Source organism: Lactobacillus sp. PV037, from assembly GCF_014522345.1.
Taxonomy (GTDB): Bacteria; Bacillota; Bacilli; order Lactobacillales; family Lactobacillaceae; genus Lactobacillus.
This window is the reverse complement of sequence record NZ_CP041987.1, coordinates 646,203-662,908: the sequence shown is the minus strand read 5'-3', so window position 1 is coordinate 662,908 and position 16,706 is coordinate 646,203. Positions and strand designations below refer to the sequence as shown.

17 protein-coding genes and 1 other RNA gene are annotated in these 16,706 nt (G+C 33.3%); 4 read left to right on the top strand and 14 right to left on the bottom strand.

Annotation, left to right across the window (positions count from 1 at the left end; translation table 11 throughout):
• Positions 1–72: 72 nt before the first annotated feature.
• From FP435_RS03670 to FP435_RS03635, 8 genes are all read right to left on the bottom strand, one after another.
• The gene (locus FP435_RS03670) at positions 73–978 is read right to left on the bottom strand and encodes a hypothetical protein (RefSeq protein WP_265484500.1); all 906 of its coding nucleotides are present in this window, start codon (positions 976–978) and stop codon (positions 73–75) included.
• Between the two features lie 278 nt (positions 979–1,256).
• Positions 1,257–2,249: a hypothetical protein gene (locus FP435_RS03665; RefSeq protein ID WP_265484499.1), complete on the bottom strand. Its 993-nt coding sequence runs from the start codon at positions 2,247–2,249 to the stop codon at positions 1,257–1,259.
• Positions 2,250–2,322: 73 nt separating this feature from the next.
• Complete coding sequence (locus tag FP435_RS03660; RefSeq protein WP_265484498.1) at positions 2,323–2,751, bottom strand: hypothetical protein; 429 nt, start codon at positions 2,749–2,751, stop codon at positions 2,323–2,325.
• Positions 2,752–3,094: 343 nt separating this feature from the next.
• Positions 3,095–3,613, bottom strand: coding sequence for an N-6 DNA methylase (locus FP435_RS03655; protein ID WP_265484497.1), 519 nt, complete (start codon positions 3,611–3,613; stop codon positions 3,095–3,097).
• Entirely contained in the window at positions 3,606–4,844 is a 1,239-nt protein-coding gene (locus FP435_RS03650; protein WP_265484496.1) for an AAA family ATPase, read from the bottom strand. The genes FP435_RS03655 and FP435_RS03650 overlap by 8 nt, the downstream gene beginning before the upstream one ends.
• Before the next feature lie 460 nt (positions 4,845–5,304).
• A complete protein-coding gene (locus FP435_RS03645) occupies positions 5,305–5,661 on the bottom strand; it encodes a hypothetical protein (protein WP_265484495.1) in 357 nt (118 codons plus the stop codon).
• Positions 5,662–6,048: 387 nt separating this feature from the next.
• The gene (locus FP435_RS03640; protein WP_265484494.1) at positions 6,049–6,264 is read right to left on the bottom strand and encodes a hypothetical protein; all 216 of its coding nucleotides are present in this window, start codon (positions 6,262–6,264) and stop codon (positions 6,049–6,051) included.
• 400 nt (positions 6,265–6,664) lie between these two features.
• Positions 6,665–7,795, bottom strand: coding sequence for a serine hydrolase domain-containing protein (locus tag FP435_RS03635; RefSeq protein ID WP_265484493.1), 1,131 nt, complete (start codon positions 7,793–7,795; stop codon positions 6,665–6,667).
• Between the two features lie 313 nt (positions 7,796–8,108).
• On the opposite strand from FP435_RS03635, the gene FP435_RS03630 reads away from it, so the two are divergent.
• A complete protein-coding gene (locus FP435_RS03630; RefSeq protein WP_265484492.1) occupies positions 8,109–8,969 on the top strand; it encodes an SEC10/PgrA surface exclusion domain-containing protein in 861 nt (286 codons plus the stop codon).
• A 14-nt stretch (positions 8,970–8,983) separates the two neighbouring features.
• Positions 8,984–9,430, top strand: coding sequence for a hypothetical protein (locus tag FP435_RS03625; protein ID WP_265484491.1), 447 nt, complete (start codon positions 8,984–8,986; stop codon positions 9,428–9,430).
• 63 nt (positions 9,431–9,493) lie between these two features.
• Here FP435_RS03625 and FP435_RS03620 read toward each other — a convergent pair whose 3' ends face one another.
• The 5 genes from FP435_RS03620 to FP435_RS03600 all read right to left on the bottom strand — a co-directional run bounded on the left by FP435_RS03620 (position 9,494) and on the right by FP435_RS03600 (position 12,888).
• The gene (locus tag FP435_RS03620) at positions 9,494–10,201 is read right to left on the bottom strand and encodes a DUF975 family protein (RefSeq protein ID WP_265484490.1); all 708 of its coding nucleotides are present in this window, start codon (positions 10,199–10,201) and stop codon (positions 9,494–9,496) included.
• A 66-nt stretch (positions 10,202–10,267) separates the two neighbouring features.
• Positions 10,268–11,392 carry a THUMP domain-containing class I SAM-dependent RNA methyltransferase gene (locus tag FP435_RS03615; protein WP_265484489.1) on the bottom strand — a complete coding sequence of 375 codons (1,125 nt, stop codon included), beginning with the start codon at positions 11,390–11,392 and terminating at the stop codon, positions 10,268–10,270.
• A gap of 54 nt (positions 11,393–11,446) precedes the next feature.
• Positions 11,447–11,806, bottom strand: an RNA gene (rnpB, locus tag FP435_RS03610) — RNase P RNA component class B.
• 42 nt (positions 11,807–11,848) lie between these two features.
• Positions 11,849–12,277 (bottom strand): DivIVA domain-containing protein, encoded by a 429-nt coding sequence (locus FP435_RS03605; protein WP_265484488.1) that lies wholly within the window; start codon positions 12,275–12,277, stop codon positions 11,849–11,851.
• Between the two features lie 65 nt (positions 12,278–12,342).
• Positions 12,343–12,888 (bottom strand): DUF1273 domain-containing protein, encoded by a 546-nt coding sequence (locus tag FP435_RS03600; protein ID WP_265484487.1) that lies wholly within the window; start codon positions 12,886–12,888, stop codon positions 12,343–12,345.
• Positions 12,889–12,964: 76 nt separating this feature from the next.
• Between FP435_RS03600 and recU the strand changes: the two genes are divergently transcribed.
• The gene (gene recU / locus FP435_RS03595; protein WP_265484486.1) at positions 12,965–13,618 is read left to right on the top strand and encodes a Holliday junction resolvase RecU; all 654 of its coding nucleotides are present in this window, start codon (positions 12,965–12,967) and stop codon (positions 13,616–13,618) included.
• A complete protein-coding gene (locus FP435_RS03590) occupies positions 13,608–16,010 on the top strand; it encodes a PBP1A family penicillin-binding protein (RefSeq protein WP_265484485.1) in 2,403 nt (800 codons plus the stop codon). Before recU ends, FP435_RS03590 begins: the two co-directional genes overlap by 11 nt.
• Positions 16,011–16,075: 65 nt before the next feature.
• Here FP435_RS03590 and nth read toward each other — a convergent pair whose 3' ends face one another.
• On the bottom strand, positions 16,076–16,696 hold the full coding sequence (gene nth / locus FP435_RS03585) for an endonuclease III (protein ID WP_265484484.1): 621 nt from the start codon (positions 16,694–16,696) through the stop codon (positions 16,076–16,078).
• Positions 16,697–16,706 lie beyond the last annotated feature (10 nt).

Below are 16,706 nucleotides of genomic sequence, written 5' to 3'. Positions count from 1 at the left end.
AACAAAAAAAGTTTAAGCTAAATTTTTGTGTAATAAAAAAGCATCCCCATAAGGGATGCTTGAAAATTCATCTTAAAGCCCACTAGCCATTGAGCCATTCCGAACAGTGTTATCAGCAATACTAGTATAAGGATGTGAATAAATCCAATCAATATGATCTAAATCATCTTGGGTTACACGCCAGTTTTTGTTGTAAGAAGATTGATCAGCGTACATAATATCGTTCTTTTCTCTTGGATCAGATTCATCTGAACAGCCCAATCCAATAGCTCTTCCTAATTGTTGAGTCACAGCATTAACTTTTCCTTGTGCAGTTAAATATTTAGATTCAACATAGAGATTCATATGGTTAGTAAAGGCTTTCTTTTTCCAGTCTTTAGGATAGAATTTAGTCCCTGGAAGCATGAGAGGGGAATTATGACAATACTTTTTAATGTACTGGATACGTTGATGATTCAGACGTGGACTAGCATAACTAACATATCTATTACCGTGCCAATATTTAATCACTTCCGGATTCTTTTCTTCATAAACACGTGTGCAAGTAATGTCGGCAAAACCACTTTTATCAATTACGCTGTTACCATTTTTGTCATTCTCCATCATTATACCCTTATTATCATCATAAACCACAATATTAGCGTATTTAGCAGAGTTAAAACTAGCATGTTTAGCAGACTTAACTAACTTAAATTTAAACTTAGGAGCCCAGAGTTTGATGGCTTTTTTAACAGCGGGTAAAATGGATTTATCTTTGACATAGATGTTAGCGCTGCGGCGTTTGAAGTTGCGGTTAGGCGCATCGGCATCTTCACCGTAAATATCTTGTTTAGTAGCATCATCCGGGTTAGATACATAGTATTTGGAGTTAGGCACCCAACTAGCAGCTAGGGCGGCAGAATGAGAGAAAGCGCCGAGTGCAGGCGTAGCCAGCATGGCTGCAATAGTAACTTTTTTCACGACATTTTTAATTTTCATTTTTAAACCTCCATTAGTGTTTGGGTAGTATTGTGTTTAAAATAACTTTTCCATTCTTTACACAAGGTATTTTATCATGGAGTGTAATTGAAAATAGCCCATCTTCTAAATCGAAATTTTAATGTACATTCCCTTCCAACTCAATAGCATAAAAATAGGCTGTATTTCATATTCTAAATACAACCTATGTCTCCTTTGTTAATTTGCTCTCCAATTGTAAGTTTTAAAGTCCTTGATCTTTAATTTGGTATTTCTCTTTTAGTCGATGTGGTTTTATTTTAATAATTAGTATAGTTTAAATATTTAGAAGCAAACGTCTTACTAATATAGTTAGAGGCCACAGTATTATAATCACCAGTATAAGGATGTGAATAAAGCCAATCAATATGATCGAAATCATCTTGGGTTACACGCCATTTTTTATTATACTGATCATTTGGACTCGCCATGATATCGTCAAAGTCACCTGCTGCATTTGCACCAGGTTTATCATCATCAGTTTGGTCTATAGTACCCAGTCCAATAGCTATCCCTAAATTTTGTGTAATTGCATTAACTTTACCTCGTTCAGTTAGGTGTTTAGAGTGAACAATAAGATTCATATGATAAGTACTATCTTTCTTTTTCCAATCTTTAGGCCAAAACTTAGTTGATATTAAAGCACTAGGATCTACTTTCTTGATATATTGTATACGTTTATGATTAAGACGTGGGCTAGCATAAGCATAATACTTATTATTATAATTGAATTTTATTACTTCAGGATTCTTTTCTTCGTAAATGCGATCATTATTAATTTCTGCCCAACCAGTTTTATTGAATATCGGTTTATTCCTATTTGTCAAAAATTCACCATTCTTGTCACGTCCATCTTCGGGCTTATACTTAAGTTTATAACTCTCTACTAGTTCACCCTTCGGTTCATCGTAAATAATAATATTAGCATATTTAGTGGAATCCAAGTTAGCATGTTTAGCAGACTTAACTAACTTAAATTTAAACTTAGGAGCCCAGAGTTTGATGGCCTTTTTAACTTCAGGTAAAATAGATTTATCTTTGACATAGATGTTAGCACTATGTTGCTTAAAGTTGCGATAGGAAGGTTCACCATAAGTATCTTCATTAGTAGCATCATCAGGGTTAGAGACATAGTACTCCGAGTTAGGCACCCAACTAGCAGCTAGGGCGGCAGAATGAGAGAAAGCGCCGAGTGCAGGCGTAGCCAGCATGGCTGCAATAGTAACTTTTTTCACGACATTTTTAATTTTCATTTTTAAACCTCCATTAGTGTTTGGGTAGTTTGTGTTTAAAATAACTTTTCCATTCTTTACACAAGGTATTTTATCATGGAGTGTAATTGAAAATAGCCCATCTTCTAAATCGAAATTTTAATATGCCTCCCTCTCTAAATCTTCGCATTTTTGTAAAGCATTCCAATTTGGCCGTGATTTTTACTGTAATCACCATTAGGGAAAGTGTAAATATACCAGTAATGGTGATTGCCCTTTTAATGGTGTCTGGATCACCTTCATCAGATTTACTCCAATTTTTGGCAGCAGATCCAAATGGTTCACCCTTCAGAGCTTTGTTTTCTACTAAGAAACCTATAGTATTAGGAATTTTATTTTTTAAGTCCTCGGCCGCCCAAGCAGCAAGTTTATTACCATTTTTATAACCTTCATGAATGGCGATTTTACCATTATTATGTTTGGCACTGAGTTCACCGTAAACGTCTTTAATATTGAGTTGTTTCAGGTGAGTCTTACTAGCCACATTTTTATTCCACTTAGCCTAACGCAATGCCAGGTTGAGATGTAAAAGGAATTAAAGTTGTTAGTGCAATAGCACTTAACATGAATTTTTGAAAAAGTTTTCGTTTTTTCATATAATTACAACCTTTCTATTTGAGATTGTAATTAGTATAAAGAATTTTTAAGGCGTGTTAGGTAAGTGACAAAAAAAGTTTGAGATAAATTTTTCTGAATAACAAAAATAAAATTTTGCTATGGTCAAAAACACCCCCTTTAATTTTAAAAGCCAAAAAATCACCCCCTTAACTTTCATTTTTTCTATTCTTAAAAATAGTCCCCTAACTTTTTTAGTTAGAGGACTATTTCTATTTAAGCAAATCCGCAATTGCTAATTCTTTCTTATGATAAGACTTATACTGTTTTAAAGCTTTAATTAAGTCATCAAAATGATTATCCCAAAATTGATAATTATCCTCATATGTCTTTACATGCTCTAAATCTTTATAATGACTACGAACATACTTACTGGGTTTATCATTATTGCCATTAGTATAATATTGAAAATCATTATGATAAATAATATAAAGAATTTCAATTTCTGGCCTCGTAGTCACATTATTTATCTCTGAAATTTTTCTTTGATAAACTTTTGGTAACTTAAAGTTTTCTTTTCTAGAGTCTAAAATTCTAATTATCTTTATAGGGACTGAAAAACTTTTATTTAAATACATTTTTGCAAAGTTTGCTCCTTTTCTGGTTGTAATTATTTCTTCTTGGAGCATTTCTCTGCGGTCAAATGTTAAAGCTTCATGATCTAAAAGAACATCAATTACTGCCCGTTCACTTTCACCTTCTGCAATCACAGCAATTAGTTCTTTACTCATGTTTATCTTCTACCACCTTTTTCGTTTGTTTCTTTAATCGTAAATATGATTCATATTCTGGAGCCGTTCCTCCTAAAAGATCAGATTCAAATACTTCTGACTTTTTATAATCATTGCGAATATCCGTAGAAGAATAACGTTGAAGTTCTATTTTGTCTTTTCTTTTAGTTATATAAATTTCATCCCCTCTATTTATGTCATCTAGTAATTCATGATAGTGCGTACTAAAAATTAAAGTAGCTCTATTTACATTTACTTTTGGATCACTAAAGTATTCAATGAATGAACGTACAATTGCGTGATTAAAGTGGTTTTCTAATTCATCTACAAAAATTATTCCTCCAGATTTTAATGCAGATACTACATTGCCATATAATGTAATTCCTTTAGATGTTCCTGATGATAAAAAGCGTTGAATTACATCGAACCCAGTGGCTGTGATCTCTTCATCTCTATTTTTAAATTTTAAGCGGTATAACAGCTTTATTGCTCCCGCCTCATCCCTTTGTTGCTCAACCTTTAAATAATCAATTGTAGGATCTAAAAATCTTAATATTTCAGTTGGTACCGTACTTTCACCGTAGTAAATAGCATTTACATTTGTAAATATTATATTTTCTATTATAGTTTGAGTTTTATAATTTTCTTTTGCGATTATTACTCTAAATATAGAGTCATTTGTTGCTAAAATAGTTGCGGCTACTTCATCTAGTTCTTTTCTATCAAGAATTGGCTTAATTCCAGTAAAATCAAGGATTTGCTTTTTTGTAAATTGTGGCTTGAATTCTTTCTGATAAATTTTTTCACTGTCTATTATCCACTTCTTGTCTGCTCCATTATTTTTAAATACTATTTCATCCTTATACAATTTTTCATTACTACCGTAGAAAAAAGTAGTAATTTTTATAGGATTATTCCCTATTAACATATTCTTTAGGGAGGTCTGTTCAATTGATAAATCATAGAAAAGTAAGGTTAAGATACCAGCAATAGTATTTAAGATTGTTGTTTTACCTGTAGCATTTTTTCCAACAATTGTTGCTAAATTCGTTACCCATAATTTTCCACTTAAATTTGTCAATTGATCTTTAGTACGTGCAGTTACTCGTGCACCACTCATCAAAGAGAATTCTAACCCATCTTTAAATAATGGGTGATTCTCTATTTTTACTTTCAAAAACGTAAGTTTTGGCTGTATTTTTTTAATATGCCTTGTTTCTCTGTTGGTCACCTGTTATTCCTCCTAAAATACAAACCTTATATTCTACTTAACTATTATACATTATTTTTAAACGGATTATACGATTAAAAATATTTACTAAAAAAACATCTCTCTTAATTTTTTTAAGCAAAAAATACCTCCTAACTTTTTAGCTAGAGGGTTATTTTGTAGACTTTATATTATCTTTTGTAAATTTATAATTTTTATAATCTAATTGATTATGTTTTTTGCTTGGGTATATCAGATGATGGTCAATAAACAATGGATAAAATCTAGTAATTTCGTCTGGTATCATGATTCCTATTAACATAATTTCTTCTTTTTTTGCTGCTAATTCCCATAAATGGCCTTTTTTTAAATTATGACATCATATTATTGCTTTTATTTAAAAAAATAGCTGTTTTTTTAATTTTAAGCTAAATTTTTGAATAATAAAAAACATCCCACGTAGGGATGCCTATAAATAATATTAAAACTCTGTGGCACGTGACTCATAATAAACAGGATTATCATTAATATTGGTATAAGGGTGTGAATAAATCCAGTCGATATGGTCTAAATCACTTTGGGACACATGCCAATTATCATTAAAAGAATCTTGATTATCAGAATTACAGCCAAATGCCATGATGTCAGTTTTATCTTTTGGCGCAACATCTTCAGCATTTTCAAAGTCCCCTAACCCAATAGCATGTCCTAACTGGTTAGTAACTGCATTTACTTTACCTTGTTCAGTCAAAGCGCTAGACAAAACAATAAGATTCATATGGTTGGTGAAAGAGTTCGTTTTCCAATCTTTAGGGAAAAATTTACCTGCCGTAGTCATTCCCAGATGCTTTTAAAAATATTGAATGCGTTTATAGGTGAGGCGAGAACTAGCATAGTGTAATTGAAAATAGCCCATCTTCTAACTCGAAATTTTAATATGCCTCCCTCTCTAAATCTTCGCATTTTTGTAAAGCATTCCAATTTGGCCGTGAGTTTTACTGTAGTCACTATTAGGGAAGGTGTAAATATACCAGTAATGGTGATCGCCCTTTTTGATATTGGCTGGATCACCTTCATCAGATTTACTCCAATTTTTGGCAGCAGATCCAAATGGTTCACCCTTCAGACCTTTATTTTCTACTAAGAAACCTGTAGTATATTGTAATTAGTATAAATAATTTCTAAGAGAAACTATAAAATGTTGCTAATAAATTTGATTCCATCGCTAAATTAACAACTGTCCAATTTTCTTTTTTTCTAATTTTTCGACCAACTTCCGTAAAAAAGTAGTTTTGCCCACACCACGAGTCCGATAGACAATGGAAATTTTGTATGGGCTATTAGGATTATCTAATTCATTTGTTACGTTATCTATTAACTGTCCTCGATTTAGAAAAATCTCAGGTATTCTACCAAAACTTGGGTTAAATGGATTATTCATTTTTATCTCCTTGTGTATCTTTATGTATCCTTATGTATCTTGTCATATTTTGTGTATCTCTGTGTATCTTTATGCTTATATTATTAAACTCATATTCATTCTTCTAAATAAAAAATCACCAATGATCTTAGCTTGATTTACATCATCAAACTTTAATACATTGGTGATTTTTACTATTATCTAGGCAAACTTTAACTTTCCCAGATCCTTTTTAATATAGCCACTTAGTTAAGTCTGCACCTTCACCTGTTGGTAATTCATCAACAAAAGGATTAAAATCTTCATCTTTAAGTGGTTGATTAGTATTTAATTTTTTAATAGCATCCATTGCTTTTTCCTCCTTGAAAATTATTAATAGTTAGTTTAGCGTTTTCAAAAAGAAAAAGCAACAAATTTGTTTCTATCCTTCTACAAAAAAGTCATCTTGCATAGTTTGCAAAATCTTGTAGCCAACTTTTTTAGCCACCCCATTATCACTTGGAGTCTGATTTAAGAAGATAACAATTCCATTGGCGTTATCAGGAGTAAGTTCCATCCAGTTGCTAAAATGCGTATAGCCAATATTTCCGTAGGCTACTTTAAATTTACCTCCTGCCCTGCGATAGATGCCGCCTGAATAAGTTGTCTTTTTTGCCGAAAGAGTAGTCATGTAATCATATTGCGTAGGGGTTAAAATTTTGCCATTGTACAATCCCTGCATAATCTTATAGTAGTCTTGTGGTGTTGTAAATAAATTGCCTGCACCAGGTAATTGACTAGCTAAAGCTTTGGTGACTTTTACCGGATCTTGATAAGAACGGCCATGGCGATATCCATAAGAAGTTGCGATGGTTTTATTTTTGGGAATATCTTGATACTCAAAAGTGTTCTTTAATTTAAGAGGCTTAATTATTCGATTTTTTAAATTAGTATCGTAGGATTTACCAGTTACCTTACGAATTATGCCAGCAAGTAATAAATAATTAGCATTATTATAGTTAAAGCTATCACGTTTAGAACTTGAAGTAGAATTAATCTCGTTTATTGCCCATTGAATGGCACCAGTTTCAGAATAAAAATGATTTTGGGTTCTTTCTGTACCAATAATGTTGATACCAGAAGTGTGGGTCATTAAATGCCCAATAGTGATATTTTTACTTCCCTTAACCTTGGGAAACCAACGTGATAATTTTGAATCTTGGGTGATAGGATTTTCAGAATCCTGCGATTCAAAAATTAATTGAGTCATCATCGCTGCGGTAACAACTTTTTCCATTGATCCTAAAGGGTACAACACACGATTATTTAAAATCTTATTTTTATAATTACCATACCCATAATTTACGATTTGGGACTTACCATCTTGTACCACCAAGACGCTCCCACGTACATGATTTTTTTCTAAGATAGATTTTATTTTGCTAGTAGTATTTTGTTTACTAGAAGCAGCTGAGGCTCGGGCAGGTAGGTGACTAAGAATAGAGCTAGGTGCTCCTAAAATTAAAGTTAATGAAGCAGTAAGCTTTAAAGTAAAATGTTGCCAATTTTTCATTAATTAGATACTTCCCTTTCTAAAAGCAAAATCCTATGCTCTATTTTAACACGCATGCTAAACTTGGGGAGACAATTATTAGATGCTACCTACACAAAAAGCATCCCTGAAGTATAAAATAGGATGCTTTTTGCGAAATGAAAAAATTATATTAGAATTGATCCAAAGAGGATCTTATAGAAAGTAGAGACAAAAGTTTCTTCCCACATCGCTTTTGTCCTAAAATTATTATAATATAAACTTACCTAAAATTCATTAAAATTATTTTGCTTATTTTTCTACTCTGAAATAACTTGATAGAAAGGATTACTTAATGAAACACAGACTCATTTTCAAAATTTTGTTAGCAACTAGTATGATGTCGCTCTTTTCTTCCCAGCCTGTCCAGGCAGCTACAAAAGCTGCAAAAGCAACAGTAAAAACTAAAAAATACCAGCAAGCAAAAATTATTTTACCCAAGAATTATACCCGGCATAATTTATTACAGGCTTTTACTAGTAGCCCTTCTACCAAATTTAAACAAGCTTGTGTAAAAGGGATGAACGAAAACAACTTTTCAAGAATTACTGCAGCTGAAAGTAAAAAAGATAACCAAACTAAGATCAATCTTAACAAACTAACTCCAACTCAAAAAAGAAAGCTAGCAGATTTTACTCTCAAACTTATTAATCAAGCACGTAAACAGTTAGGATTACCTGTTTGGCGCTATAGTTCCAGTGCACAAAAATTGGCTAACGATATTGCCATGCAGTACGCCCTTCACCATAAAAGTATCTCTGATCAAACTGGTCACTACATCAAAGGCATTACTACTGCTACTAAAGCAAATGGCTTTACAGGCCCATTAACACAGGATAATTATGTGGAAAATATGGGAGGCTTTTTAGGAAAGCAAACTATCACAATGACCCAAGCTAAAAAGAAAATTTACTTCATCTTAAAACAAATGATTTTTGGTTTTGCTGGCAATAATGAAAGTCAACGTCAAGATCAAACTAAATACTTAGAGTGGCAACATGCTGCTTCAATTTTTAATACTCAAGGCTCTAAACATGATGGCGATTGGGATTACTTTGGTCTTAGTGTTTCTAAAAAAGGCAAAGCTTACACAATTCACTTTATTTGCATTCCTAGTTTTATGGTGAAAGAATATCATCATGGAACTTGGAAATAGAAAGTGTGAATCTAATGAAAAAATTTCCTCCGATTGAAAAAATAATGGAAGCTTATACAGCTATTGGGGATCATCATGTTAAGATGTTTGAAAATTACGCCCTAGTTACTTCATCTAATAATGCTAAAACTTATACAGTAAAATGGCATGATGGTATTTATCAAGCAAATGATAATGCTACTTATTGGCAAGGATATGCTGGTTATCCGATCATCGCAGTATTATTATTACAAAATAAGCTCCCCTTTGATGAAGCTTTAGCTAAAGCTTTTGCCGGTATTAATTGGCATGAACTTAATGAAAAATTTAAGCGCAATTACACCGAAGCAGCTAAATTTATTTTTAAAGAAAAGAAGCTCGATGAAAATACCATTCTAACTAAAATTGATCAATGCTACGCTATTTTAAAAGAACTTCCTTTAACTATTAAACGCACTACTACAAAAGTCATCAAAAATTAATTTTAACTTTATGCAAAAAGCTACTATGTCCCTTTTAACGAAACATAGTAGCTTTTATAATGTTTAATTTTCTTCAGTGAAGTTTGATTTTTGGAAATGGTCACCAACTAATTGGCGGTAGTAATTAGCCCGAGTTACACCAAAATATGGACGCAACCATAAAAAGCCAATTCCGCAAGTAATAATTGAAAGCAAGAACCAACCAATAAAGCTCAAGTCTAAGCAAAATAATTGCCACTTATGTCCTTTCATTACTTGACGGCTTAAGCGAATTGCTTGCGTTGGTTGAACTTCATTTCCATTATCTGTTAAATCTTTAATAATGTATGGTGCCATAGAGTAAGCGTAAGATTTAATAATTCCTGGAATAATAAATAGCATACTCCAAAGAGCGATAAAGACGCTTGCTAAAAAGCTAGTTAACAAACTTGGAATTATTCGTTTATTAGTTACAGCTGCAAAAGCGCCTGTGAACACATTGCCTGCTTGCTCTGTATCTACTAAGTTAAGGTATGCATAGTAAATGCTGTAACTGAGCATCCCTACTACAATTGAGCTAAGCGCTACAGTTGAACTGGTACTACTTAATAGTGCAGATTCTTTAGGCGCTTGGCCCAAAAATCCATTACTAAATCCAATAAAATAACTTGGATTTGAAACAATACCAATAACTCCAGCAAAAATACTATTTACTAGCGGCACTAAGATCGCCCAACCCCAGTCTCCCCTTAACTGAGATTTTGCATTCTTTTTCAATGTAGAAAATTTCATTTTTTCCCCCTAAATAAAATTATTAATTCCTAGTTATTATAGCAATAATTTTATTTAGAATCTATTCTATCTTTGATTTGCCCAATATTGATAGTAATCTGTTCTTAAGTTACCATTGAAAAATTTTCTCTTTTTAGTAGCTTTTTCACCAAAGTACTTTTCAAATTCAGGATCAGAGGTTAAATAGTACTGACTAAAACTTTCAAGTGGACGCAAAGTTTGCCCCATTTCCTCATAAATTTTTTCAGCAGCTTGCCGGTCTTTTAATCTTTTCCCATAAGGTGGGTTAGCAATGATAATTCCATTTTCTAAGTCAGTTGAAAAATCTTTAACAGCCACTTGCTTAAACTTTATATCTTGTAAAACTCCAGCATTATGGGCATTAACTTTTGCAATTTCCAAGATTGATTGATCGATATCACTGGCAATAATTGGAGCATGATCTTTTATGATTTCGGCTTTAGCTTTTTCAACTAATTCTGGGTGTAACTTTTTATCGAACCAGTCAAAATCATCAAAAGCAAATTTACGCCAAATTCCTGGTGCAACATGCTTAGCAATTAAGGCAGCTTCAATTGCAATTGTCCCGGAACCTGTCATTGGATCAATAAAGGGATGACTACCATCGTAAGGTGTTAGTTCAATTAAGCCAGCTGCAAAATTTTCTTTAAGCGGTGCACCACCATGTTCTACGCGATAACCACGTTTAAATAAACTTTGTCCTGTGGTATCTAAGCTTAAACGTACCTTATCTTTATAAATATGAACATCTAGTGGGTATAAGGCTCCTGTTTCTGGTAAAAAGCCACGTCGATGGTACTGATCTGTCATTTTATCTACAATTGCTTTTTTTACAATTGATTGGACATCAGGTTCAGAGTGCAATTTACTTTTAACACTCCGCCCCTTAACAGGAAATTGCGCATCCATTGGTAATAACTGTGCCCAATCATAGCTATAAGTTTCCTCATAAAGTTTGTCAAAATCAGTTGCTTTAAATTCTTTCAGCAAAATCTTAACACGATCAGCACTTCTTAACCATAAATTAGTTTTAACAATGTCTTCTTGCGTTCCCTCAAAAAAGACACGGCCGTTTTCAGTTTCAGTTTCATAGCCTAAATCTTGTAATTCCTTAGCTACTACACTTTCAAATCCTGCACCCATCGTTGCATATAATTTGTATTTTTCCATAATATCATCTCCATAAAAAAAGTTGAGCATTAATGCTCAACTTACCATACAAGTTTCTATAAGCCACGTTTTGTTCCAACAAAGCTTGGCAAACTTTGTTTTCAGCAATCATCTATCTCTACTATGTAGTCTCACCCATCGTTCATTTCCTTAGGTGAAAACGCCCCTACCAAATTTGGGTTGCTCACTTGCAGGGTTTACCTCGTTCCACCAACAAAATTTCTTTTGTTGCTCCGTCACTGTGGCACTTTCAGGATATTCACGCATGTCTAACAGATTTAGCGCTTTTTCCGCCATGATTTTTATAAAATCCCTCAGCTTATTGGGCTGAGTACAAACACTACGAGCATCGCAGCTCGTGTGAGCGTGGACTTTCCTCAGCTAGCTCTTGGCTAACCGCGATTGCTCAAAACTTGCAAAATAAATTATATCACAAATGCTAATAAAAATTAATCTCTATAGCCCTTGCTTATCAAGTCTTTGTTCTAGATTAAAGACTTTACGCTCTAAAGTAGAAATTCTTTGAATCATTGCTACGTTAGTCGTAATTTCGTTACTTCCATATTTATAATCAGTTATCGGCGGTACACTCTTATTACCCTCACTTGAAGGATAATACATCTTAACGTCGTCTTCCTCAACAGATTTTGCATTTGGAAAACGTCTACTATCTGTTTCAGCTTCTTGCTTTTGCTGTAATTTTGTATTTAATTCTTGTATTTTTGTTTGATATTCATTAATGATTTGGATGAAATTGGTATAATCTGCAATAATTGTATCTAAATAACTATCGACCTCTGTTTGGTCATATCCTTTTACTTTAGATTTAAATCTCTTTTGCAGAATATCATCCGCTGACAATTTAATGTCTTGTAAATCTGCCATGTTTCTCACAGCTCCTTTGCTTATATTTTAGCAAAAAAGCTCCTTTATTAAAATAGAAGTAACCTCTATCTTGCTAAATATTCTTCTGCTGTCTCTTGCAAATCATAAAAATCAATTAAATTAACATCATAATTGCTTTTTTCCTGGTTTCTTTTGATAAACTCATAATCATATCTGCTTTTGCCAGGATGTTCTGGGTCGTAAATCAGTAAGGCTTGGTCGCTATGAGTAAACATAAATTGCTGATAGTTTTTCAATTGGCTTGGATTTTGATACGATTGCTTAGAAACAGAAGCATAAAAATCAACTTTATTTTTTAACTCTTCAAAATGAAGTTGGTTTTTTTCATTCCAATTTTTAGCAAAATCTGCATAAGGTGTTAACATCCCCACCTGCAAAGGATACTCCTTTGCTAATTCTAACCCTACTTCTAGACTCCATTGTTCAACGCCTAAATTTCCCCCACTTAAGATCCAATCGAGTTCGCCGTTTTCTAAAAGAGATCGATAATATTTCTTTAATGCATACTTTATTACTTGCAGCTTTTTTTCTTTCTCATTAAAAATATTTAATTCATAACTGCGATATCCTGTTACCCATAATCTTTTCATAATTTTTCCTTACTTTTTCACACTTTTAAAATTTGTTCAATAACTGCTATAATTGATGCTATCAGGAGTGAAGTAAATGGTCAATTATCCTACTGGAAGTCTGATCAATTTTAATGATGGTCAGACAAGAGATTTAATTAATAAAACAAAGAACAAAAAGGTAGCTCGACATAAAGATACTGTTTTTTCTGATCGTGGAATGAACTTAGAGCAGCAAATTAATGAATCGAATAACTATTACCTTTCAAAAAATATAGCTGTTGTCCATAAAAAGCCTACTCCCGTTCAAATTGTCAAAGTCGACTATCCTAAACGTTCACGCGCCGTAATTAAAGAAGCTTACTTCAGACAAGCTTCAACTACAGATTATAATGGTGTCTACAAAGGCTACTATCTTGATTTTGAAGCTAAAGAGACCCGTAATAAGCAATCTTTTCCTTTAAAAAATTTTCATGAACACCAAATAATTCACTTAAGTCAATGTCTAAGACAACAAGGAATTTGTTTTACGATAATTAGGTTTGCGACTTTAAATCGGTACTTTGTTACGCCTGCCAGTTTTATTGTAGATGCTTGGTATGCGTGGAAGAAAAAAGATAAAAGTTCAATTAGTTTAATTCAGCTTAGTGAAAATTCAATTGAAATTAAAAGTAGCTATCGCCCTACTCTCCCTTATTTACAAGCTGTTGACAAAATTATAGAAAGATCGGAAGTAAAAAATGACAGATAATCAAAATCAATCTCGACCCTCCAGAGTATCTCGCCTACGTTCAAAAGGAAAAAAGAAAAATATTTTTCTTAGAATTATAAAATGGATTTTTATTACTTTTTTGATTGTAATTGTGGGTGGAATTGGGCTTTTTGCTTACTATGCTAAAGATGCACCTAGCATTTCTCAAGCACAACTCCAAAGTGGCGGAACAAGTAGCTTATACACTAATAATGGAAAGTTTCTTCTTTCTTTAGGTTCCTCTAAAAGAACTTACGTCAAAAATAATAAAATACCTACTACTTTAAAAAATGCCGTTGTCTCTGTCGAAGATAGACGCTTTTACAAAGAAGGCATTGGTCTAGATCCAATTAGAATTATCGGATCAGTTTTAGTTAATGCTAAAAGTGGTGGCGTTGCTGCTGGTGGATCAACCATTACCCAACAATTAGTGAAGTTGTCCGTTTTTTCAACTGATGCTTCTCAGCGTACACTTAAACGCAAAGCCCAAGAAGCCTGGCTTTCAATGAAAGTAGAACGTGAATTTAGTAAAAACCAAATTTTAGAGTTCTATATTAATAAGGTTTATATGAATTATGGTATTTATGGGATGGGAACAGCCGCTGAGTTTTATTATGGTAAAAGTCTAGATGAGTTATCTTTGCCGCAGTTAGCTTTATTGGCAGGGATGCCTAATGCACCAGTTGCGTACGATCCTTATGTATATCCTGCAAAGGCAAAATACAGACGTGACATTGTTTTAAAGTCGATGCTAACTAATCATAAGATCACCAAGGCACAATATAAAAAGGCAGTTAACACTCCAATTACTGAAGGACTACAGCCTAAGAAAACAACTGTTGATTCTACTTTGAGAAAAGTTGATGATCCATATATTAAAGAGGTAATTTCTGAAGTTAAAAGTAAAGGATTTAATCCTTACAACGATAATTTAAAAATTACTGTCAATATTGATCAAGATGCACAAAATAAACTTTATGAACTTGCAAATGATGGCGAAGTGCCTTTTACCAATGATAAGATGCAAGTGGGTGCAACTATTGTCAATCCAAAAAATGGACACGTAATTGCTATCCTTGGAGGGCGAAAACTCCCTTCTGTTCAATTAGGACTTAACCGTGCTGTTCAAACTGGGCGTTCAACCGGTTCTACAATTAAACCAGTACTTGATTATGGACCAGCAATTGAGTACCTGTACTGGCCAACTTCTTACATTCTCAATGATAGTAAGTACATTTATCCTGGTACTAATATTCAACTCTATGATTGGGATAATACTTATAAGGGTAAAATGTCTATGCGCCAAGCACTAGTTGAATCACGAAATGTTCCAGCTGTCCAAACTTTGGCTAAAGTTGGTGTAAGTCGTGCTTCCCTTTTTGCTAAAAAAATGGGTGTCAATGTTCCTTCAGATTCAGGTTTATCTGTTGGTATCGGTGCCAATGCTTCTTCTCTTCAAATGGCAGGTGCTTATAGTGCTTTTGCTAATAATGGTGTATACCACAAGCCACAATTTGTTTCTAAAATTGAAACTCCTGATGGAATTACTCGTAAGTATGACAGTGAAGGAACTCGTGTTATGAAGGACTATACAGCTTACATGATGACAGATATGCTTAAAGGTGTCTTCACTGGAAAAGGATCTGGGACCGCTGCTAGAATTGATAACCTTTATGAAGCTGGTAAAACGGGAACTGTAAAATATTCAGAAGATGATCTTGTTAAATATCCGCAATACGCAAATTCTCCAAAAGATGCTTGGTTTGTAGGATATACTAAATTATATTCAATGGGTATCTGGACAGGATATGACAATCTTAAAGATGGAACCCCATCAGGTGTTGGAGAGAACTCAGCTCAACTTCTTTATAAAAAGATGATGCAATACTTAATGGAAAATAAACCAAATGAAGATTGGAGTCAGCCTTCATCAGTTGTTGGACGTAAAATTGTTAATGGTACTGAAAATGAGGTTGCAAGATCTGGAGCAAGTAACGCAACTTGGCAATTATTTGTTAAAGGCCATGCTCCAATTGATCCTTATGGTAACAGTGATGAAAAAGTAACCACTGTCAAAAGAAGAGATGAAGATTATGATGATGATACAAAAGTAGATAATGATGAAAAAATAAGTAGCTCACGTAAAGATAAAGATGAGGATGATACTTCTTCCACTTCAAAGAGTTCTATTTCTGAAAAAGAGAGTTCAGCCTCCTCATCTAAACAAACTGCTACACAATCTTCAACTCAAAACAATGAAACAACAAATACAAATTCACAGTCAAAAGCTGAAACTACTTCTCAGTCTACCTCTCCATCATCTTCAGAAACTAGTCAGACAAATGCTCAACCTAAAGCAACCACTGATAATAAGGATACAAATCCTAACTAATTAAATAAAATAATAAAAAGCTTGATAATTTCGTTTAAAACGTTGAATTATCAAGCTTTTTTATTTTAACTAAGCAAACTATAAGGATCAATCCCTTTTTTGCGAGCTGGTAATTTATAACGACCAAAGGCAATTAGGGCATGATGAGCATGAATCCACTGCTCCTGTGGTAAAATTTCTTCCAGGCGTTTTTCAATTTGATGAGGTGTAGCTTTTGCAGGTACAATTTTAAAAAGTTTAGAAATTCTAGACACATGAGTATCAACAGCGATGGCAGGTATTTGAAAGGCTTCTGCTAAAACAACATTTGCTGTCTTTTCCCCTACTCCCGGAAGAGTAATTAAAGTTTGTTTTTCTCGGGGGACTACCCCATTAAAGCGGTCTGTAAGAATAGTTGCGGTTTCCTTTAAATGTTTAGCTTTAGTACGATAGAGACCAATAACCTTAATTGTAGACTCTATTTCTGAAAGAGAAGCATTTTTTAAACTTTTACTATCCGGAAACTTTTGATTAAAATTAGGAGTTACCTTATTTACCATCTTATCTGTAGTCTGTGCGCTCATCATTACTGCACATAGCAAGTGAAAAACACTATCCCATTTTAGTTCTCCTTTTGCATCAGGAAAAATATTCATTATTTTTTGAAGAACAACTAGCGCTTCTTCATCAGAAAGTAATTTTTCCATCTTTGGTATC